The sequence below is a fragment of the Catenovulum sediminis genome, from assembly GCF_007289895.1.
Lineage (GTDB): Bacteria > Pseudomonadota > Gammaproteobacteria > Enterobacterales > Alteromonadaceae > Catenovulum > Catenovulum sediminis.
The window spans coordinates 1,922,666-1,943,872 of record NZ_CP041660.1 but is presented as its reverse complement, the minus strand read 5'-3'; the positions used below and the strand labels follow the sequence as shown (position 1 = coordinate 1,943,872).

Below are 21,207 nucleotides of genomic sequence, written 5' to 3'. Positions count from 1 at the left end.
CGCTTAGCCCTCCTGTTTAGAATTATCTTGTGCTTGTTTTTTTAGCAGCGGGAAACCTAACTCTTCGCGCGCTGCAAAATATGCTTCAGCACAGGCTTTTGCTAAGGTGCGAACACGCAGGATATAACGCTGGCGTTCGGTCACTGAAATGGCGTGACGTGCATCTAATAAATTAAATGCATGTGAGGCTTTCATAACCTGTTCGTAGGCAGGTAAAGGCAACCCGGCTTCAATGAGTTTGGCGCTTTCTTTCTCGCATTGGTCAAATTGGGCAAACAAAGCATCCACATCAGCATGTTCAAAGTTATAAGCAGATTGTTCAACTTCGTTTTGTAAAAAGACATCACCGTATGTAACTTGACCCATAGGGCCATCCGCCCAAACTAAATCATAAATACTATCTACACCTTGAATGTACATTGCTAGGCGTTCTAAACCATAGGTAATTTCACCGGAAACAGGTCGGCACTCTAAACCACCCACTTGTTGGAAATAAGTAAACTGGGTGACTTCCATACCATTTAACCAAACTTCCCAACCTAATCCCCAAGCACCTAAGGTCGGCGATTCCCAGTTGTCTTCAACAAACCGAATATCATGTGTTTGTGTATCAAAGCCTAATAATTCCAAAGAGCCTAAATAAAGCGCCTGAATATTGCTGGGTGAAGGTTTAAGAATAACTTGAAACTGATAGTAGTGCTGCAAACGGTTCGGGTTTTCACCATAGCGACCATCTGCAGGACGTCGACAGGGTTGCACATATGCACAGTGATGCGGTTCTGGCCCTAATGAACGCAAAAAAGTCATAGGATGGAAAGTACCAGCACCCACTTCCATATCTAAAGGTTGCACAATAACGCAGCCTTGCTGCGCCCAATAATCTTGTAATGCCAGGATCAATCCCTGGAAGGTTTTAATATCGTACTTTGCCATTTGGGTTCGAGTACCTTTTATTTCTGGATAAATTTGCGCGAAAAATGGCGAAGATTATAACTGACTGAACGCGGCGCAACCAGTGTTAATTCATGTCACGCACAGAGACAAAAGTGCAGAAAAGCACAACGGCGCTTTGTGTGAACCAGTGCTCATTTTATAACGCGTTGTAAAATTGTGCGGAATAAAAGGAATAGCTGAGGCGTTATCTGAGTGACTTTGATGACAAATCAGCCATCAAAAAATGACAAAAACCTTTTAGGAGAATGACCATGATGAACTTAAAAAACACATTATTTGTAACTGCTTGTACTTTGTCTTCAACTATGGCTTTCGCTAACACTGACTTTTCAGCGGATGCATCATCACAATTTGAAACATCGGGCAGCTACCAACAAAACATTGCAACCCAAGATGGCACAGCCAAGGCAGATATGAGTTTTAACTCTGACTTTAACGCGAATACAAACAGCGAAAGTGAAGTCAGTGCAAACAACACAACTGAAGAAAATATTGAAGGTGAAAATCAAACAACAGTAGACAACAGTGCAAACACAAAAGTTGAAAGCGGAGTTGAAAATAACGTTGAAGGTGACGCTGAAAGCTCTGCAGATGTTACCGCACAAGCAGATACGCCAGATTCATCAGATGACAGCACAGAAAATGATGAACAATCAGCTGACGAAACAACGACTGAACCAGATACAGCAGAAGTTGCGCAAGACGATGCTTTGGATATGCAATCTGAGTTAGCCGGACGAATTGAAGGCACATTAAATACTGGTTTAGAGTCTAGCCAGTCGGTAGGTGAAGAAATACAAGGTACAGTCAACAATGCAATTGACGGAACGATTAATGGTACGCTTGACGGAACCCTTGAAGGAGCGATCGACGGCAGCTTAAGCAATACAATAAATGGTGCCGTTGAAGGAACCCTTAATAACACAGTCACCAGCACGGTCGAAGGTACCTTATCAAACACGGTAAATGGCACGGTAAATGGAACCGTTGAAAATACACTGGAAAGTACGGTTGATGCAACATTAAACGCGGCTGTTGAAGCTCAATCTGATTTATCGGCAGAGTTACAAAACGTGGTTTCTGAACAAAGCGAATCTGTCGTTGAATCATCGGTCAACCTCGCTTCTGAAATGAGTAACCAAATCACAACTGATGTGATTAGCGAAACACTTGCGCAAAATGCCGAAGCGACAGCCCAGCAAAGTGCACAAGAAAGTGTGGATGCCGAGTTATCATCCGTGGTCAATGACGAAATCAACACTGTGTTAGACATCGCTGCAGAAAATAGCATTAGTGAAAGTTCTGCTCTAGATTTCTAACTCATAGCATTTTTAAACAATTGCATTACGAACTAAATTCGAAAAAATAAAATTCAAAAGGGGCATTTTAAATGCCCCTTTTTTGTATTCATTATAAACGAATTCTAATGCCGTTAAGGGTTAAAATAGCCATTGCCCTTCGGGCTGAGGTCAAAATCACAAACACCACCATAATCCGACTAAGCGTGAAACACGTCACATTCTATACCAGCCATAACAAAAGCGGGAATAACCGATACAGCTCAAACGTTATCTAGATGATTACACAAATTATTCTGGAGTAGTACGCATGAAAACATTCACTCAAACTAAACTTTCAATGAGCTTATCTGTATTGATATCAACTGCATTGTCTACTGCGCTTGCCACGGCTTCATTTGCTCAAGATAAAAATAAAAATTGGTCGATCAGCGCTGAAACCGGCTATTTACACGATAGTCAATTAACAATTGCCGAGCTCGATGGCACAGCATCTGATCAAAGCGACACCGCACTCACCTTAAAAGTTGGCGCGGATGGCAAATGGCAATTAACTGAAAATACGCAAATTTCGGCAGGTTATCAGTACAACCAAAAACAGTTTCAAGATACCCAAACGTACGATACGCAAATGCATCAAGCAAACATTGCAAGCCGTTATGCATTAGGTGTCTATCGTTTAGGTGCAAGATTAGATTACGCCAGTATTGATTTAGCCGAAGCGGACTTATTGGATATGACGTTGCTCACGTTAGATATTGGCCGAATGTTAGGAGATGCGGTTTATCTTCGAGGCTCTACAGTACTGCGGGATAAATCATTTGCCGACTTATCTGAGCGTGATGCGCAGGCGGTAACGATAGGTGCAGATGTATTTTATTTTATCAACATGTCACAATACTTAACGGCCTCAATAAGTCATGAAGATGAAAGTGCCGACAACACGCGGTTTGATTACACAGAAGGTAAATTAAAGGCCAGTTTCACGCAAAAATTTACGGTATTTGAGCAAACTGCAAAAGCTCAAGTCTATTATCAATATAGTGACAGAGATTATGCTGCATATGCTGTTAATCCAGACGAATTTAGAGCCGATAGCAAACAAACGCTGGGCATTCAGTACAATCACCCCCTCAGTCAATATTTCGAAATGTATGGGAAAATTGAGCATACAAAAGCGCAATCAAATCTCAGCAGTGCTGACTATGATGAAAACCTCGCATCCGTTAATTTAAAAATGCATTTTTAGCACAACAAGCTAGATGATAAATAACATCCAGTAATACAAACACACCCGACTCAAAGTTTAAAAATGCTTAGTCGGGTGATTTAACTTTTCCAATTAAACCATAACCATAAGTATCATCTTTACCGAGTTCCCCTAAATCTTGTGCATAACGCCGCATCATTAAACGGCTCTCTTGTGGCCATTTTTTTTCACCTTTGATTAAACACAACAAATGGGCAGCAACAATAGGGGATGCCATTGACGTTCCGGTTTCAGTTTTAATACTGCCATTAATTCTAGGCACAAAAACATCAACGCCGGTTGCCGCAAAATCCACCTGTTTGCCCCGAACGGCCCAGCGATAAATGTTGTTTTTATGATCAACAGCAGTCACACCAATCACTGCAGCATAAGCAGCCGGATATAAGGGTGGCGACGCTGGCCCCGCATTACCAACCGCTGCCACAATCGTGATTTGTTGTTTACTCAAGGCTTCAATTGCGGTTTTTAATAAACCATTATCTGGCCCGGTTAAACTCATATTAATAACACTAACTGGCTGTTTTGCCAGCCAGTTAAGTGCTTTAACTAAATTAAACATAGTCGCCCCTTGCCCACCATCCGGGCGCGTATAAAAAGTGGCGGCTGAGTATATTTTCCCCTGTGGTAATAAGGGTTGTAGGTTTACCATTTCACCCACCAGCAATCCAGCTACTGCACTGCCATGTTGTGTAGGCTGCGCTAGATCAGGATCAACAAAACTGTGTTGAATTATCCTGCCTGCTTGTTGAACGCGTTTAAAAGCCGGATGATAAATATCAACTGCAGTATCTATCATCCCGATATTAATCGCTTGCGCACATGCTTTAGCTTTTGTTGTTTTCATGTTTTTTTCTGCGGGCATATCTGCTTGCGTGTTTAAAGCCGAACTTTGCACCTGATAAATGTGGTTACGACTGAGCACCTGTTCATCATCCAATAACAATGCAGCTTTTAACGCACTCAGCGAATCTAATTGCGCATCAACGTGCACTCGCACAACCGTAACCTCTAATGCATCCAGATTTTCCTGCTCAATAATTTTAATCTGCTGCTGGGCAACTAATGCATTTAGCTGAGCCATTTGCTGCGAGCTGATTTGCATCACCCATTCCTGTTTAACCGCCAGTTGACCCGCTTCGTCTAGGGTTTCTGCAAATTTTAGTTGACCATTTAAGCCAATAATTTGTTGTGGTACTGAAGCTTCTATCGATAATCCAGCAGAATTGAGCTCGGCTTGTAATTCTACGCTACCCAATTCGAGTGGTAGTTCTGCATCTAACTCCGTCGCTAGTCCTTCTGTCACTAATCCTGCATTCAGTTCAACGGGTAATTCTATTTTAGGTTCGTTTGAATTATCGGTAGGAATTGATTGTATTTCATCCACAATATCTTGCGGCACTTGAGATATTTGCTCCAATGCCCCATCAATAGACAGAGGATCCGCTAAACTCAATTGGCAAATCAAACTGAAAGGCAAAATTAAACAGGCTGATAATTTTTTACGTTTTAAGGACTTCATACTATGCTCTTTGCTCTACTATTCTCTCTTATACAACGTTTTGTCAGGCCAAAAATTCCATTAGAACCCAGCTTTTTTCACTGCAAAAGAACGAAAAGTGTAAAAAAAATTTAAATTTACGGAATAAATTAATTTGTCAGCCGTTATCTATGTAAGACATCGGGGAACATTAATAAATGAAACAACAAATAACCAAATTAGTACCACAGCTTAGACGTTTTGCATTTGCCTTAACGGGCAGTGCCGACGATGCAGATGACTTATTGCAAAATACAATCGAACGATTGTTAAGACAAGCACCAGATGCTCAAGATGAGGACTTAACCAAGTGGGCATTTCGCGTTTGTAAGAATTTATGGATTGATGAATACCGCTCGCGCAAAGTACGCAGTCAAGCAGCAGCAAATCCTGAGTTATCAGCTAATCAGGCGGTCGATGGTGAACGCGCCATGCAAGGTGAAATCGCTTTACAACAGGTCAATAGCGCAATGGCGCAATTACCTGATGAGCAAAGAAGTATTATCTCATTAATTGCTTTAGAAGGCTTATCTTACAAAGAAGCCGCTGCAGCATTAGAGTTACCTATCGGCACAGTTATGAGCAGGCTTGCACGCGCCAGAGTGGCGTTAAGTGAATTTTTAAAAAACAGCCAAGAGGAGGCAAACGCATGAAAATAACAGATGAAAAACTATCGGCCTTCCTTGATGCCGAATTACCTGAAGCGGAAATGGAAGAAATCCGCGCGCAAATTGCATCAGATGACAGTATTTCTGCCCGGCTTGCAGAATTAACCATGGTTGATGAGAGCATACGCGGCGTCTATAGTGAAATAGATAATAAACCACTGCCTAGCGCTATCCGTAAAATGTTAGAAGAATCCCCCGTACAACAAAATAATAATGTTGTGCAAATGTCCGGCTGGAAAAAAGCAGTGCACAAAACCAATGCGTTTTTATCACAACATGCAGCGCAAGCGGCTAGTGTGGCTTTATTAGCAGGTTTTCTGGTCGCTCAAATAATGCCACAAAACGTATCTGACAGCCCTTTAGCGCAACAAAATGGCTACTGGGCTCAGCAGGCAAATATTTTAGAAACGGTCCCCAGTGGTCAAACTGAAACTTTATATGATGGTAGTTCGGTGCAAGCTAGATTAACCTTTAAAGATCCGAAAAACAGAATTTGCCGACAGTTTCAGTTAAATAATACCAATGGTATGACCAGTGAAAATATAGCTTGTCGCGAACAAGGGGAATGGCACAAGGTAGCAACTTTCTATAGCGGCCAAAATGATATCAATGAGTATCAAACTGCCAGTGGCGGATCGCCTTTATTAAACGCAACACTTGATAAAATGATCCATTCACAAATATATGATCGACAAGCTGAAGAACAAATGATTCAGCAAAATTGGTCAGAATAATTTACAACTGTGAGGTGTCGAATATGAATAAATTAATTTTAATCCTGATCAGCACGTTATTGATTTCAGCCTGTGCCAGTAAACCACCGTACCGACCGGCAGAAGGTAATGGTTATGGCTATAAAGAAGTCAAAATTACCGAAGAGAAATATCGCGTGCACTTTAAACACAGAAGCGATGACCGCTCGGAAGCAATGAATTTTGCCCTATTGCGGGCAGCTGAGCTAACAAAACTAAAAGACTATGATTGGTTTATTATCAATAACAGAGAAACCATTATCGATAAAGAACGTGTCGCACCACCCAGTGGTGTATCCGTTGGGCGCTCGCATCGTGTCGAACGACACTGCGGACTGCTCGGCTGCAGTACACACACTGAGCCACAAACTAATGTCGGAGTATCACTCAATTTAAACAGTCCGGACAAAAGTGAAATCGAAAGCATTTTAGAAATCCACATGGGTCATGGTGAAACGCCAGATAGCGAAAATGCTTATAATGCAAAAGAAGTCTATGAAAACCTAAGCCCGCTAAGCACAAAATAAAATTAATTCATTTTTTCTAAAGGCTACTGACACAACGCTGTCAGTAGCCCTTATTTATCATTCCTTCCGTTGCTTGCTCAGCAATATAAAACTCGCTGTTTAACCTTGATACATGAGCTTTAGGTATCAAACCAACAACCATTCCAACAACTATTGAAGGAATATTTGAAGGAATATTAGAAGGAATATTAGAATGACAACAACTGCAATAGAATTAGTAAGTTACAAATTAAAAACCAACGTACCAACCGAGCAACTGGCGGAAGTCAATGCGGCTGTAAATGACTTTCTACAAGCTCAGGAAGGGTTTTATTATCGCTCTATGAGCCAAGATGACAATGGCACTTATTTCGACATTGTTTATTGGAAAGACATGCAGCATGCACAAAACGCGTCCGATGCTTTTATGCAAAATCCATCATGTCAGGCACTCATGGCGATAACAGATATGGATTCAATAAAGATGCGCCACATGACAGCCATTTCAGAGAGTATGATGTGCGAACAAACAGCTGAAGCTTAATTTGCACAAATAAATCAGCTTCTGAGCATATTAATTTTGATATGCTCAGCATTTATTGTAAAACAAGTTGGCAACCCCATGCGAAAGGCCGAGCGACTCTTTCAGATTTTAACTTTACTGCGCAGCAAACGTGGCGTCATTACCGCACAGCAGATTGCACAACAGTTGGAAGTATCAGAGCGAACTATTTATCGGGATATACAGGCTTTATCTCTGTCCGGCGTGCCTATCGAATCTGAAGCGGGTGTAGGGTATAAACTCAAAGCCAACTTTAGTATCCCGCCGATCATGTTCGATGAAGCAGAAATTGAAGCCTTATTGTTAGGCGTACGCATGGTTGAAAGCTGGAGCAACCAAAGTATGGCAAAAGCTGCATCTTCTGCTTTAGCCAAGATCCATGCTGTCTTGCCAGATAAGCTCCATCAATTGTCAGTCGAGCAACCAGAATGGCTCATTGTGCCGCAATTTAATTCAGCGCAATATCAACAACACAACGAGCAAATATCCAGTGCAATTAAAAACCGCCAAGTAATATTGCTAAACTATCAGGATGAAGCCGGCAACTTAACTAGCCGAAAAGTATGGCCACTGGGCATGATTTATTGGGGTAAAACCTGGACATTAGTCGCTTGGTGTACTTTGCGACAAGACTACCGCATGTTCAGATTAGACAGAATACAAACACTTGACAACTTAACTAAGTTTTTTCAAACACGCGAAGATATCAGCTTACAGCACTATATAAACTTAATTAAACAACAACAGCAAAGGTACTCTGGATAACTTTAGTCACCCACTAGTATAAGAATCTGAAATCAATGATAAAAAACTAAAAAGATACTTTTTTAAAGCTAAATGATATCGAATTCATTAGCTTTCTGCTGCAGCTTTAAGTAACATAACAAAAAAGAGTTGATAACAATTTAAAAACAATAACAGGTGTTATTATGAGTTTATCGCAAGTTTTAACCTGCAGGGATAACCAGCAATATACCTTTAGAGTGATAGAATCGACTGATGCACCTAAACTCGCTGATTATTTTACCGGCTTAAGTGAAGTAACTCGTAAAAGATTTGCCCCGCACCCTTTAACCGCTGATTATGCCTATAGTTTATGCCAACACTTATCTGCCATTCCGTTAAAAACCCTATTAATGGTGATTGAAAACCAAAATGAAGAAATTATTGGTTACTTTATTTTAGATAGCAAAGAATCTGTTGAAGAGTATCAGCGCTACCTCAATTATCAAATGGATCTGACGCAAAGTTTAGATTGGTATTTCGCGCCCTGTATTGCTGAAAACTATCAAAATAAAGGGTTATCATCTGCCTGCATGCAATATATTGTTAAGTATGCACAGGCGATGCATATAGAAAATATCATTCTGATGGGCGGCACACAGAAATCAAATTTTCAGGCAATTGCCTTTTACGAAAAAAATGGCTTTATTAAATTAGGTGAATTCCAGACAGATGTGGATAATGTAGACATGTATCTTCCCATTCAGCACCTATGATTCAAATAATACAACTCAATATCCAAAATCCACAGCATCAAAACGACTTACTGTATTGCTTGCAGCAATACGCACTCGATCCTATGGGCGGCGGAGAAGCCATCAGTCCTTATGTCGTAGAAAACTTAATTCATAATTTAGCCACTCGGAATGATTATTTTGCTTGGCTGGCATATGATAATAACCAAGCGGTTGGGCTATTAAATGCCTTTGAAAGCTTTTCTACTTTCTACGCTAAGCCCTTATTAAATATACATGATCTGGCCGTTTTAAAATCGCACAGGCGATTAGGCATTGCTCGCCAGCTTATGCAAACAGCGGAATCGTTTGCCCGTCAGCAAGGTTATTGCAAGTTAACACTCGAAGTTTTGGCTGAAAACACGCAAGCAAAAAGCCTTTATCAAGATTTAGGTTATCAAGCCTATCAACTTAGTCAGCACGCAGGTGTCGCAGAATTCTGGCAAAAAGCGGTATAATATAAACCAATCTATTTAATAAAGTACTGTATATGTTTCAATTCCAAACTCCAGACGATCAAACCAGCCTAATTCTGGCAGAAATGGCGGCCGAAGGTATCGACCTGACACAGGCGATGCAAATTGATTTTTTTGCCGCGTTCGAATTTAAAGAGCAAGCTGAAAAAGCTTTACCACAGGTAAAAACGCTTAGTGTAAATGGGGTTTCATTTGAAAATATAAAAATTCAAAAACCCGAAGCGGGTGGTGGCGTTGAGCTTATTGCCAGTGTCACCCTTGTTCCTGAGCAGCCGATATTGGACGAATGGGATCAGGCATTTACGGATTGTGTAGAAAACTTAAAAGGATACTCTGACGGCTGGGGCATCGCTTTATAATTGATAAGACTTAAAAATATATGTTTCACATAGCTTTATTTGAACCTCAAATAGCACCCAATACAGGTAATATAATTCGTTTGGCTGCCAATAACGGTTGTCAATTGCATTTAATAGAACCTTTAGGCTTTTCTTTAGATGAAAAACAAGTTCGTCGTGCCGGTTTAGACTACCATGATCTCGCCAATCTTAGCGTACATAAAAATTATGCTGAGTTTGTTAAAGTAATGGCCGGTCACAGAATTATTGCCTGCACAACCAGAGGCACACGCAGTCATACAGACATTCAGTATCAAGCCGGGGATATATTATTATTCGGTGCAGAAACGCATGGTTTGAGTGAAGCGGTACATCAAACTATTCCACCTGAGATGAAAATTCGAATACCAATGGCCAAAACAGCCAATAATCGCAGTTTAAACTTATCCAACTCTGTCGCCATTATCAGTTACGAAGCTTGGCGTCAGTTTAACTTTGCGGATGGCGAATAAAACAACCACTGTCCATAAAGGTTGAATTACTCAGTTTGCTTTATCAACAAATTCAAAAATTGATCTTGCTGAATTTCTGCTGGCGTTTTATTAATCGAAATAATACGCCGCCCTTTGACGTTAGCGTTTTTCACAACAGACTGGATCATATCTGATTTTAATAACAAAGCATGGTAACTCCCATCGGCTAAAGCAGCTTGCATGCCTGACAATAACAAGTCATATAGCTTGTGGTCGTCTTGTTCAACATAAAAGTAAAGCGCCGAGGCGTAAACGAGCAACAAATTTTTTTCAACTGTCAGATTGAGCTCTGGTCTAATTTTTATATCATGCCAAGGTTCATGTACCGCCAAAGGCAAATAATCGTACCGTTTGGCATGCAACATCTTCCATAATCGACGGGCTTGGGTTGAAGTCACCACGGGCAACCCTGCTGATTTTAATACTTTGGTATCCCCCAAAAATCGCCTTGCCCTGCAGTTAATTTTTTTAAATCATCTAACGTAAAAATCTTATCAAAACGTGCCTGCTCGCCTTTTCTAATTACAAAAATCCTATAGCCACCTAGCCCTCTGAAGATAGCCTCTGGTATAGGTTTTAACAATCGATTGGCGCGCGATCCTTTACTGGCCCATTGCACGTCAATCAAGCCTTTATCGACAAACATTGATTTTCTTGCTTCCGTCAAACTTTTATCAATTTGCCGAATGCAAATGTCATTGCCTGACTTATTGACGGAAAGCGATAATAAAGCAGTAATTAACTTGTCTTTATTAGATTCAATTAAAGGAACATACAAGGTCTGCTGGCATGCCTGACTTGAAAAACAAACAACATAGATAATCGCAGATAATATGGTAGATACGTTTAAACGCATAAATGAAGTTAAAGCCTAATGCTTAATAATAAATTAGATTAAATATAGCACTGATATGAGCCGCTCGACTTTGGATTTAACGAATAAAATATAATATCTCCTGCATAATTGGGGCGCGAATTTCGTCTTTTTCCATCAGTATCTCGTGTTTTGCCCCCTTTACAATACGCTTATTCACCCTGTCATGTACTTTGCCTGCTTGTTCACACCATTTATCTTGCGCCATCAAACTAACAACCACATCATTTTCTGCTTGCAACAACAGGGTTTCGCAACTGAGTTGTTGACCTATTTGAGGGAGTCTTTTTATTAATTTTAAAGCTTGATACAACCAGCTGGTTGTCACCCCACCCAAGCGACATTGAGCTTGCATGTCCTGTACATATTCAAACCTGACTCGGCTATGCGACAATACATTGCCCTCAAATTCTGGTCTGTTGTAAGGCTGTTGGCCGATAAAATAAGGCACTTCAGAAAACAGTTTCCGCCCTAAAAAGTCGGCCAAGCTAGCAACAGATAAAGCACATGACTGTGGTAATGGACCCGCATTGATACCCAGCATTGGGGCGCACAGAACTAACTTATCTAATTGAGGTTGATATTGCTCAATCCAGTTCAGCGCAATCGCTGATCCCATTGAATGTGCGATACATGCCGTTGGTAACTTATTTTCAATGAAGCCTGTATGTTGTAAAGCAAAATGTAGATCTTTGGCATAATCAGCGAAGTCTCGAACATAGCCTTTTTCAGGATCACTTAATAAGCGTTGAGAAAACCCCTGTCCTCTATGATCAATTGAGAAGATATTGCACCCTTGCTGAAACAAATCAAAGCACACTTCTTGATACTTTTTATAAGTTTCAACGCGCCCTGGAATTAAAACAACATTACGCACCGCTTGCGGATGATGAATTGTCACGCCATGCAATTCAATGTTGTCTTGCGTTTTAACGACAAATTCCTCCACATACTGTTGCCACACAGGTTGAACCTGTTGAGCCAAAAAAGCCTGCCAATTTTCTTCTCGATTATGCAGGCTGCAATCATCATGCAAAGACATATAACATCCAAGCTAATCTATCCTATAGATTAGCCTAACTGATCAGAAATGAATTTCAATCAAATATTTAACTCTTTCATTTTTCGAGTAATTGTGTTTCGTCCCCAGCCTAGCCGTTTGGCCGCTTCTTGTTTATGACCCATGGTATAATGTAAAGCGCGTTTTAACATAATGCTTTCGAATGTCGCGAGTGCATCATCCAGTATATTATTTTTGCCACTGGCCAATTGCTCATCTACCCAGCGTGTTAATAAAGTTTGCCAATCGCCTGCAGGCTCTCCACTTACACTGCTGACTTCGGGCGCAGAATCTAATAACTCAGGTGGTAAATCAGGGATCAGTATTTCTTGCCCACTGGCCATTACCGTCAACCAACGACAAGTATTTTCCAATTGTCTAACATTTCCCGGCCATGACAAGCTAGCTAGGTATTCCGCGGCTTGCGGTGACAAGCGTTTCTCTTCAACACTCATTTCTTTGGCTGCTTGCTTTAAAAACTGAGAAGCGAGTTTGGGTATATCTTCTTTTCGCTCATTCAGTGGCGGCAAGTGAATTCGAATAACATTGAGACGATGGAATAAATCTTCTCTAAACTTACCTTCTGCAACCAATTTTTCTAAATTTTGATGGGTCGCAGCGATAATTCTTACATCTGCATTTTGTGGTTGCCGACCACCGACACGATAAAACTGACCATCGGCCAACACCCGCAATAAACGTGTTTGTACCTGCAACGGCATATCGCCAATTTCATCCAAAAATAGCGTGCCACCATTTGCTTGTTCAAAGCGCCCTTCACGTACCGCATTTGCACCGGTAAACGCGCCTTTTTCATGGCCAAACAATTCCGATTCGATTAAATCATTGGGTATCGCGGCCATATTTAAGGCGATAAAGGTTTTGTCTTTTCTTGGACTATGTTTGTGCAATGCGCGAGCGACTAACTCTTTACCTGTCCCAGATTGACCATTAATTAAAACACTAATACTCGAGCGGGATAAACGGCCAATTGCACGAAAAACTTCCTGCATAGCGGGTGCTTCACCAATAATATCGGTAGAGATTTGCTCTTCTTTTGGCCGTGCGCGCTTTTTCTTACTATTTTCTTTAACGTGCGTCAATGCGCGCTGTGTTAAGCTTACCGCATCGTCGATATCAAAAGGCTTGGGTAAATACTCGAAAGCACCACTTTGATAAGCATTGACAGCAGAATCCAGATCAGAATGCGCCGTCATAATAATAACTGGGATTTCTGAGTCGTGTTGATGTACCTGTTCTAGCAACTCCATGCCATCCATCTCAGGCATCCGAATGTCTGAGATGATAACGTCAGGACTGTCGTTTTTTAACGCATCCAACAATTCTAATGGTGATTCAAAACTGGTATTACTGATGTCGGCTGCTTCCAGCGCTTTTTCCATCACCCAGCGAATCGAGCTGTCATCGTCTACAATCCAGACTTTAGTTGCATTCATAACAAATTCAATCCTATATCTCTATCGGTAAATAAACGGTAAATTCGGTGTGCCCCGGCCAACTTTCACAATGAATACGCCCTCTGTGTTGATTAATTAATGTTTGTGCAATAGACAAACCTAAACCCGTACCGTCAGATTTAGTGGTAATCATGGGATAAAACAAAGTATCACGAATATGGTCCGGTATACCCGGTCCGTTATCTATGATTTTTATAATGGCAGCCAACTTGTGTCTTTGGCCATGAATGGTTTCTTGACTTGCGATACGAGTCTGAAAAGTAATTTTGCCTTGTCCTTGCGCTTGCAGCGCCTGAAACGCATTCCGCACAATGTTTAACAAAGCTTGATAGATTTGCTCTTCATCCATTTCAAATTCGGGAATACTGGGATCATAATCACGATAAAAACGAACAATATTGTTTTCAGATTCAAGCTCAATTAATTGGCGTACTTGTTCAATTATTTTATGCACATTGGATACGTTACGTTTAGGTAGCCTGTTGGGCCCTAACAATCTATCAACCAAATTACGTAAACGATCAGACTGAGACATAATAACTTGAGTGCACTCTTTCAGGTCATTGTCATCAAGCATTTTGTCTAAAAGTTGTGCAGCACCACGAATACCACCCAAAGGATTTTTGATTTCATGGGCCAATCCACGGATCAGGTCTCGAGATGCCAACATTTGTGATTGCACAAAACTCTCTTGGCTAACACGCTTTATTTGATCAATTGCATGAATTTCAACTAATAATTGGCATGATTGCTTTGAACGAACGGGTGTGAAGGTCATTTCAGCCATTGCATGGTGCTCATCCATCGTCACCAAAGAGACTTCAGTGTCGGTAAAGCCCTGCTGTGTCGGTACAGCTTGCCTTACACGTTCTAAGTCAAAAGAGCTATAGCGAAACAATTGCATTAAATTTAGCTCTTTTAAACGGCGCACACTCAGCTTAAAAAAACTTTCTGCCGCCGGGTTTGCATAAAGTACCTGTAAATCTTGATCGCAAATCAGGATACTACTATTAATATTATTTAAGATCAGGTCACTAAACACAATCGCCTCTTTGCATACTGGTTTACGCACCACTAAATAGCAACGCACCAAAATGTAGCACAAGGCATCAAACGACCAAACTAATTTCTTTATTATTTTGGAGTAATTACCGAAGCCCGGTGCATATAAAATGTTCTGGGCTTAGATGATGCAATTACCTTGCCGTTTGAGTCGATAAGTTCAATTTTTAACGTGTGTTCACCACGGTAGACATTTTTCAGCATAAATACCGAGCGACTTTGGGGAGGCATTGCTTCTTGACCGTCTAATAACAACCTAACTTTCATATCTGCTTGATAAGTCGGCACGACTTGAGTTGCGACATAAACCGCACCTGTATTGTCTCTAATTGTAGCTTTGTCCTGCGGTTGTATAACTTTTACTGTGTATTCAACCTGTTTGTCATTGTTAGCTGAGCGGGTATTTGACGAGTCCAACGATGTATTCACCGCAGGAATAGATTCAATTTTGCTTTTTGGCGAGATTTCTTCAGCGCCTGGATGTGGTTTATCCGAAAAAACCAAGACACCATCGGCATTGCGGTAAACATAAACTTTGCTAGTACTATAAAGATAATTTGATGACACCAAAAGAGAGAATGCCAGAGCCATCTTGTTCAACATTGAAAGGCGACTTTTCACTGTCTTTTAATCCATTTTACAACTGATTAGGACGCTAACTTTACCTCGAACGTTAAAAATTATCTATAAAAAAGTCCGCAAAAGCGGACTTTTTTAACAAATTAACTACATTTTTTATAAATTAAACGCTGTAGTATAATTCGAACTCAACTGGATGAGGCGTAACACGTACTTTGTTCGCTTCTTCAGTTTTCAATTCAATGTATGCGTCGATCATATCGTCGCTCATAACACCACCAGCAGTTAAGAATGCACGATCTGCATCTAGTGCTAATAAAGCCTCTTCTAAAGAGCTTGCAACTTTTGGAATGCTTGCTTCTTCTTCAGCTGGTAAGTTATACAAATCTTTATCCATAGCAGCGCCTGGATCGATTTTGTTTAAGATACCATCGATACCCGCCATCAACATAGCTGTGAAGCCTAAGTATGGGTTAGCTGTTGGATCAGGGAAACGACATTCGATACGACGTGCTTTATCGCTTGTCACGTATGGAATACGAATTGACGCTGAACGGTTACGCGCAGAGTAAGCTAACATGATTGGCGCTTCGAAATGAGGAACCAAACGCTTGTAAGAGTTAGTTGAAGCGTTCGTAAATGCGTTGATCGCTTTAGCATGCTTAATGATACCACCAATGTACCATAAAGCTTCTTGCGATAAACCAGCATACTTATCACCCGCAAAAACGTTCTTACCATCTTTAGAGATAGATTGGTGAACGTGCATACCAGAACCATTATCACCAACGATAGGCTTAGGCATGAAAGTAGCTGTTTTACCGTATGCGTGTGCTACGTTATGAATAACGTATTTTTTAATCTGAACTTCGTCCGCTTTTTTAACTAATGAGTTAAACTGAGTTGCGATTTCGTTCTGACCAGCAGTTGCGACTTCATGGTGATGCGCTTCAACGACTTGACCCATTTCTTCAAGGATCAAACACATCGCTGAACGGATATCATGCGCTGAATCGACTGGTGGAACTGGGAAGTAACCGCCTTTAACACCTGGACGGTGAGCCATGTTACCTTCGTCGTAAGACTTACCAGAGTTCCATGCGGCTTCAGTAGAATCAACACTGTAGAAACCAGAACCCATAGTTTGGCTGTACTTAACATCATCGAATAAGAAAAACTCTGGCTCTGGACCAATAAACGCATCGTCACCAATACCAGTAGATTTTAAGTACTCTAAAGAACGTTTAGCGATTGAACGTGGATCACGGTCGTAACCTTGCATAGTAGCAGGTTCAACGATGTCACAACGTACGATTAAAGTAGACTCTTCTGCAAATGGGTCAAGTACTGCAGTCGTCGCATCTGGCATAAGGATCATGTCTGATTCGTTGATACCTTTCCAGCCAGCGATTGAAGAACCGTCGAACATTTTACCGTCAACGAAGAAGTCAGCACTTACCTGGTGAGCAGGGATAGAAACGTGCTGTTCTTTACCTTTAGTATCAGTGAATCGTAAGTCGACAAATTTTACTTCGCCGTCTTTTAACATATCTAGAATTTCTGCAGACATTGCATTCCTCCGGAAAATTATAATTTTGTAACAGCGCACCGCTATCAATACGCCTTGCCATCGATTAAGCAATAACCATACCAAACCACATTTTAGTGCAAAGACAAAGGTTAACTGTGCAAAACCAAGATGGCATTGGGAAAATTGCATTATATTGGTGCACAGTACTAACCAAAATGGTGCGCAATCCCCATTGTGAACTTAAGTGCTACCAAAAAATCGCACACATAAAATACAGTATTCCGAGAACCAAGAGCAATAGAAAAACAAAATTAATCTTTATTTGCGAGTTTTTTATGCACTTTAGCTACTCACTTGCAGCTTGACTGTGTACAATGCGCGCAATTTTTAGCAATTTCGTTTTCAGACTAGATTATTTACTCTGAAACGCAATTTAATATTGAGCGGAAACATCCTGTGTTAGATAAATTAAGAAACATTGCAATTATTGCACACGTTGACCATGGTAAAACAACCTTGGTAGACAAACTTTTGCAGCAGTCTGGTACGTTAGAAAGTCGCGGCGAAGCCGAAGAACGTATCATGGATTCAAATGCCATCGAAAAAGAGCGTGGCATCACCATTCTCGCTAAAAATACTGCTATTGATTATAAGGACTTCCGCATCAATATCTTGGATACGCCTGGACACGCTGATTTCGGTGGCGAAGTTGAGCGCGTATTATCAATGGCTGATTCAGTTTTACTATTAGTTGATGCGCAAGAAGGCCCGATGCCACAAACGCGTTTTGTAACCCAAAAAGCGTTCTCACATGGTTTACGCCCAATTGTGGTAATCAACAAAATAGACAAACCTGCAGCACGTCCAGATTGGGTTATTGATCAAGTTTTCGATTTATTTGATAACTTGGGTGCTACAGATGAGCAGTTAGACTTCCCAATTATTTATGCATCAGCAATTAATGGCTGGGCGTCGGCAGAAGAAGACGTGCAAAAAGATAACATGGATGATTTATTTGCTGCGATTTTAGAACATGTTGATCCACCAGAAGCCGATCCTGCTGGTACATTGCAAATGCAAATTTCACAGTTAGATTATTCTAACTATGTGGGCGTTATCGGTATTGGCCGCATTAAACGTGGTACAGCTCGCGTTAACCAACAAGTCACTGTGATTGGTGCTGACGGTAAAAAGCGCAACGGAAAAATAGGTCAGGTATTAGGTTATTTAGGCCTTGACCGCTATGAGAAAGAAGAAGCGAATGCGGGCGACATTATTGCAGTGACCGGTTTAGGTGAACTCAAAATCTCTGATACGATTTGTGATCCTAACACGGTTGAAGCCTTACCACCGCTGGTTGTTGATGAACCAACAGTCACCATGACATTCCAAGTTAATAATTCTCCATTTGCCGGAAAAGAAGGTAAATTTGTCACTTCACGTCAAATATTAGACCGTTTAAACAACGAGCTGGTACATAACGTGGCATTGCGCGTGCAAGAAACTGAAGACCCAGATAAATTCCGTGTTTCAGGTCGGGGTGAATTACACTTGGGCGTATTAATTGAAAATATGCGCCGTGAAGGTTTTGAATTAGCCGTATCTCGTCCTGAAGTTATCATGAAAGAAGAAAATGGTGTTAAGTTAGAGCCATTTGAAACTTTGACTGTTGATATCGAAGAAGAACACCAAGGTACTATCATGGAAAAATTAGGCTTACGTAAAGCCGAAATGACAGATATGGTGCCAGATGGTAAAGGCCGAATTCGAATTGACTTTGTCGTACCAAGCCGCGGTTTAATTGGCTTCAAAAGTGAATTCATGACCATCACTTCAGGCTCGGGTTTGATGTATCATTCATTTGACCATTACGGTGAGTTTAAAGGCGGGGTCATTGGTCAACGCTTAAATGGTGTATTGATTTCAAATGGTATGGGTAAAGCGCTAGCTTACGCATTATTTACCCTGCAAGATCGTGGTCGTTTGTTTATCGGGCATGGTAAAGAAGTATATGAAGGCATGGTGATTGGTATCCACAGTCGTGACAATGATTTAACGGTAAACCCTTTAAAAGGTAAGCAGTTAAATAATATTCGCGCAGCAGGTACTGATGAGGCGTTAACCCTTAGCCCACCCATCGTTTATACACTTGAACAAGCATTAGAGTTTATTGATGATGACGAATTGGTAGAAGTAACGCCAGCCAGCATCCGTGTACGTAAAAAATTATTAACTGAAAACGAAAGAAAACGCGCATCTCGCGAAAAAGCTTAAGACGAGCGACGAGCGACGAGCGACGAGCGACGAGCGACGAGCGACGAGCGACGAGCGACGAGCGATTCAGTATAAATTTAAAAATAATGCCGCAAGTGATTTATTCACCTGCGGCATTTTTTATATTCACGATAAATAAAAATCACAATTTGAAGCTCGAAGCTTTTGCTTGATTGTCGGGCTAAAGCCACGACCTACAATTGAAACTTGAAACTCGAAACTCGAAGCTCGAAGCTCGAAGCTCGAAGCTCGAAGCTCGAAGCTCGAAGCTCGAAGCTCGAAGCTCGAAGCTCGAAGCTCGTAGCTCGTAGCTCGTAGCTCGTAGCCCTCAGTTTACAACTCTAAGTCATTGTGTTTAAACAAACTGTACATTTTTAGATCTAATTTGTTTTAAATTAGTTTAAGATATATCAATTAGCAGTTTGCACAGGTAAGTTGTATGGCGCAAAAAAAATATGAAAGAAAGTTAGTTTTAGACCCTAATCAATGGTGGGAACATTTGTCGTTGGCACAAAAATTTTCAGCTAATTCTTTATTCCAATACGGTTATCAGCTTGCTTTTATTCGCGACACAGAAGAAGGTAAACTCGCCGTTTTACTGCGTGAGGATGATATAGTGACGTTATCTGAAGAAGGTGATATTGATTCAGAGCCTAGTATTATTTTGCGCACCTAATACGGACTCTTCATACAAGTTAATATTTTTTACGGTTTACGATACAAATAATCCGGAAAGGCTCTGTTTAACAAGTTATCTAGCACCTTTGGCACCACCAGCAGATAGACTGCAAAAATAAACCAAGAAAAAAGCATGACACCAATCAACCAGATGTTTTTTTCATGCCCTTTTGTTGAATTATCTTTTAAAATAAAAAAGACAGGAAATAAATAGGCTACGATTAGCCCGATGTTTGACAGCAGTTGCATATCGCTCAAGACACACCCCAATAAATAGGCTTCCACTATTTATCGCCATGTCAAAATTTTACTTGAGCTATTTTTGTTTTTTAGCCGCCGCCGCACCTTGCTGTTGAAGCTTTTTAGCTCTTGATTGTGCTTCCGCATGCTTTTTAGAACGTCGTTCTTTTTCGAGTTTTTTCTCTTCATCCGCCTGAACGGTTGAGATGTAGACTAACCAACCAAGCCAAGATAAAAACAAAGTTGCCAACAACCAAATATTTTTCGATTGACCGACCGATCTTTTATCGCCGGCAACCAAAGCGATAGGCATAAGAAAAAAACAAATCCCCGCGATATACAATAGTAAATCTAGCTCACTGACACCCATATATTCCCCCTAAAACAAACTCATTAAAATATAGCAGAGAATTAGAGCTTAAGCGTCAATTGCCTCCAGTAACTGCTCACACAGTGACATATATTGACGGTAGTGTATGCCGTTCCATGCTTGTTTAATGGCATTCGGTTGATCCACGAAAAAATTCTGTAGCTCCTCATGGCTAATGTCAGACACTCGACCGATGTTATGCTCTACAGCTTGCTTAACCGTCATATTTTTTAATAACATGTCATTGGTAATCTGTACCGTTTGCATGATAATAGCGTCAACACATTTAATGTTTTGCATATCCGGCCGCGTTTGTTTAACAAACGCGAGTTTATCCAGCAAACTCTTTTGATACGCTTCACTTAACAAATTAATCATTTCTACATGTTGTTTGCTCGTATTCGTTACAGTCGTCAATTTACCTTGATACAAGTGTAATTCTTTTTTAACAGACTCTGCTTTAAAGGCGAAATAAAAAATTGCTAAAATCAAAATAGCAAATGCGGCACCAACTAATATCACGAATTCATCCTACTAAACTAAAAACCACCTTAACCAACATAATATCAAATTCTTGTCGGTTGACACATGGATTAATAGTGGCAAAGAATTGCCTTTGCCTGCTGAATCCGCATAATTAGCAACCTCAG

At 40.7% G+C, this 21,207-nt stretch carries 25 protein-coding genes; 13 read left to right on the top strand and 12 right to left on the bottom strand.

The features are described 5' to 3' along the window. Positions 1 to 3: 3 nt before the first annotated feature. Entirely contained in the window at positions 4 to 933 is a 930-nt protein-coding gene (gene glyQ, locus FNT16_RS07875) for a glycine--tRNA ligase subunit alpha (protein WP_143871077.1), read from the bottom strand. 272 nt (positions 934 to 1,205) lie between these two features. Between glyQ and FNT16_RS07870 the strand changes: the two genes are divergently transcribed. Both FNT16_RS07870 and FNT16_RS07865 read left to right on the top strand, forming a co-directional pair. Beyond that, positions 1,206 to 2,273, top strand: a complete 1,068-nt coding sequence (locus FNT16_RS07870) for a hypothetical protein (protein WP_143871076.1) — start codon at positions 1,206 to 1,208, stop codon at positions 2,271 to 2,273. A gap of 289 nt (positions 2,274 to 2,562) precedes the next feature. Continuing rightward, a complete protein-coding gene (locus FNT16_RS07865; RefSeq protein WP_143871075.1) occupies positions 2,563 to 3,501 on the top strand; it encodes a surface lipoprotein assembly modifier in 939 nt (312 codons plus the stop codon). A 67-nt stretch (positions 3,502 to 3,568) separates the two neighbouring features. Here the strand turns inward: FNT16_RS07865 and FNT16_RS07860 are convergent, their stop codons facing one another. Next, entirely contained in the window at positions 3,569 to 5,041 is a 1,473-nt protein-coding gene (locus FNT16_RS07860; RefSeq protein WP_143871074.1) for a S8 family serine peptidase, read from the bottom strand. Between the two features lie 176 nt (positions 5,042 to 5,217). Between FNT16_RS07860 and FNT16_RS07855 the strand changes: the two genes are divergently transcribed. From FNT16_RS07855 to FNT16_RS07815, 9 genes are all read left to right on the top strand, one after another. Further along, positions 5,218 to 5,712, top strand: a complete 495-nt coding sequence (locus FNT16_RS07855) for an RNA polymerase sigma factor (RefSeq protein WP_143871073.1) — start codon at positions 5,218 to 5,220, stop codon at positions 5,710 to 5,712. Beyond that, complete coding sequence (locus FNT16_RS07850) at positions 5,709 to 6,461, top strand: anti-sigma factor family protein (RefSeq protein WP_143871072.1); 753 nt, start codon at positions 5,709 to 5,711, stop codon at positions 6,459 to 6,461. The genes FNT16_RS07855 and FNT16_RS07850 overlap by 4 nt, the downstream gene beginning before the upstream one ends. A gap of 23 nt (positions 6,462 to 6,484) precedes the next feature. Then, positions 6,485 to 7,006, top strand: coding sequence for a CC0125/CC1285 family lipoprotein (locus FNT16_RS07845; RefSeq protein ID WP_246072430.1), 522 nt, complete (start codon positions 6,485 to 6,487; stop codon positions 7,004 to 7,006). A gap of 193 nt (positions 7,007 to 7,199) precedes the next feature. Beyond that, the gene (locus FNT16_RS07840) at positions 7,200 to 7,529 is read left to right on the top strand and encodes a hypothetical protein (protein WP_143871070.1); all 330 of its coding nucleotides are present in this window, start codon (positions 7,200 to 7,202) and stop codon (positions 7,527 to 7,529) included. A gap of 78 nt (positions 7,530 to 7,607) precedes the next feature. After that, a complete protein-coding gene (locus FNT16_RS07835; RefSeq protein WP_143871069.1) occupies positions 7,608 to 8,312 on the top strand; it encodes a helix-turn-helix transcriptional regulator in 705 nt (234 codons plus the stop codon). 164 nt (positions 8,313 to 8,476) lie between these two features. Then, a complete protein-coding gene (locus tag FNT16_RS07830) occupies positions 8,477 to 9,046 on the top strand; it encodes a GNAT family N-acetyltransferase (protein ID WP_143871068.1) in 570 nt (189 codons plus the stop codon). Further along, positions 9,043 to 9,522 carry a GNAT family N-acetyltransferase gene (locus tag FNT16_RS07825; protein WP_143871067.1) on the top strand — a complete coding sequence of 160 codons (480 nt, stop codon included), beginning with the start codon at positions 9,043 to 9,045 and terminating at the stop codon, positions 9,520 to 9,522. The genes FNT16_RS07830 and FNT16_RS07825 overlap by 4 nt, the downstream gene beginning before the upstream one ends. Positions 9,523 to 9,554: 32 nt before the next feature. Continuing rightward, entirely contained in the window at positions 9,555 to 9,899 is a 345-nt protein-coding gene (locus FNT16_RS07820; RefSeq protein WP_143871066.1) for a ribonuclease E inhibitor RraB, read from the top strand. Positions 9,900 to 9,919: 20 nt separating this feature from the next. After that, a complete protein-coding gene (locus tag FNT16_RS07815; RefSeq protein WP_143871065.1) occupies positions 9,920 to 10,390 on the top strand; it encodes a tRNA (cytidine(34)-2'-O)-methyltransferase in 471 nt (156 codons plus the stop codon). 26 nt (positions 10,391 to 10,416) lie between these two features. Here FNT16_RS07815 and FNT16_RS07810 read toward each other — a convergent pair whose 3' ends face one another. The 7 genes from FNT16_RS07810 to glnA all read right to left on the bottom strand — a co-directional run bounded on the left by FNT16_RS07810 (position 10,417) and on the right by glnA (position 17,034). After that, entirely contained in the window at positions 10,417 to 10,851 is a 435-nt protein-coding gene (locus FNT16_RS07810) for a hypothetical protein (RefSeq protein ID WP_143871064.1), read from the bottom strand. Continuing rightward, positions 10,830 to 11,267: a hypothetical protein gene (locus FNT16_RS07805; RefSeq protein WP_143871063.1), complete on the bottom strand. Its 438-nt coding sequence runs from the start codon at positions 11,265 to 11,267 to the stop codon at positions 10,830 to 10,832. Before FNT16_RS07805 ends, FNT16_RS07810 begins: the two co-directional genes overlap by 22 nt. A gap of 76 nt (positions 11,268 to 11,343) precedes the next feature. Next, on the bottom strand, positions 11,344 to 12,327 hold the full coding sequence (locus FNT16_RS07800; RefSeq protein WP_143871062.1) for an alpha/beta fold hydrolase: 984 nt from the start codon (positions 12,325 to 12,327) through the stop codon (positions 11,344 to 11,346). 59 nt (positions 12,328 to 12,386) lie between these two features. Then, positions 12,387 to 13,802, bottom strand: coding sequence for a nitrogen regulation protein NR(I) (glnG, locus tag FNT16_RS07795; protein WP_143871061.1), 1,416 nt, complete (start codon positions 13,800 to 13,802; stop codon positions 12,387 to 12,389). Positions 13,803 to 13,815: 13 nt separating this feature from the next. Then, positions 13,816 to 14,865 (bottom strand): nitrogen regulation protein NR(II), encoded by a 1,050-nt coding sequence (gene glnL / locus FNT16_RS07790; protein WP_185976725.1) that lies wholly within the window; start codon positions 14,863 to 14,865, stop codon positions 13,816 to 13,818. A 92-nt stretch (positions 14,866 to 14,957) separates the two neighbouring features. Then, entirely contained in the window at positions 14,958 to 15,488 is a 531-nt protein-coding gene (locus FNT16_RS07785; protein ID WP_143871059.1) for a DUF4124 domain-containing protein, read from the bottom strand. 139 nt (positions 15,489 to 15,627) lie between these two features. Beyond that, positions 15,628 to 17,034 (bottom strand): glutamate--ammonia ligase, encoded by a 1,407-nt coding sequence (gene glnA, locus FNT16_RS07780; RefSeq protein ID WP_143871058.1) that lies wholly within the window; start codon positions 17,032 to 17,034, stop codon positions 15,628 to 15,630. A 417-nt stretch (positions 17,035 to 17,451) separates the two neighbouring features. On the opposite strand from glnA, the gene typA reads away from it, so the two are divergent. Then, positions 17,452 to 19,269 (top strand): translational GTPase TypA, encoded by a 1,818-nt coding sequence (typA, locus tag FNT16_RS07775; protein WP_143871057.1) that lies wholly within the window; start codon positions 17,452 to 17,454, stop codon positions 19,267 to 19,269. A 439-nt stretch (positions 19,270 to 19,708) separates the two neighbouring features. After that, positions 19,709 to 19,945: a hypothetical protein gene (locus tag FNT16_RS07770; RefSeq protein ID WP_143871056.1), complete on the top strand. Its 237-nt coding sequence runs from the start codon at positions 19,709 to 19,711 to the stop codon at positions 19,943 to 19,945. A 29-nt stretch (positions 19,946 to 19,974) separates the two neighbouring features. Here the strand turns inward: FNT16_RS07770 and FNT16_RS07765 are convergent, their stop codons facing one another. Genes FNT16_RS07765 through FNT16_RS07755 form a run of 3 tightly spaced genes read right to left on the bottom strand, consistent with a single transcriptional unit; the run spans position 19,975 to position 21,079 of the window. Then, positions 19,975 to 20,205 (bottom strand): hypothetical protein, encoded by a 231-nt coding sequence (locus tag FNT16_RS07765; RefSeq protein ID WP_143871055.1) that lies wholly within the window; start codon positions 20,203 to 20,205, stop codon positions 19,975 to 19,977. Between the two features lie 58 nt (positions 20,206 to 20,263). Continuing rightward, on the bottom strand, positions 20,264 to 20,557 hold the full coding sequence (locus tag FNT16_RS07760; protein ID WP_143871054.1) for a hypothetical protein: 294 nt from the start codon (positions 20,555 to 20,557) through the stop codon (positions 20,264 to 20,266). 48 nt (positions 20,558 to 20,605) lie between these two features. Next, entirely contained in the window at positions 20,606 to 21,079 is a 474-nt protein-coding gene (locus tag FNT16_RS07755; RefSeq protein ID WP_143871053.1) for a hypothetical protein, read from the bottom strand. Positions 21,080 to 21,207 lie beyond the last annotated feature (128 nt).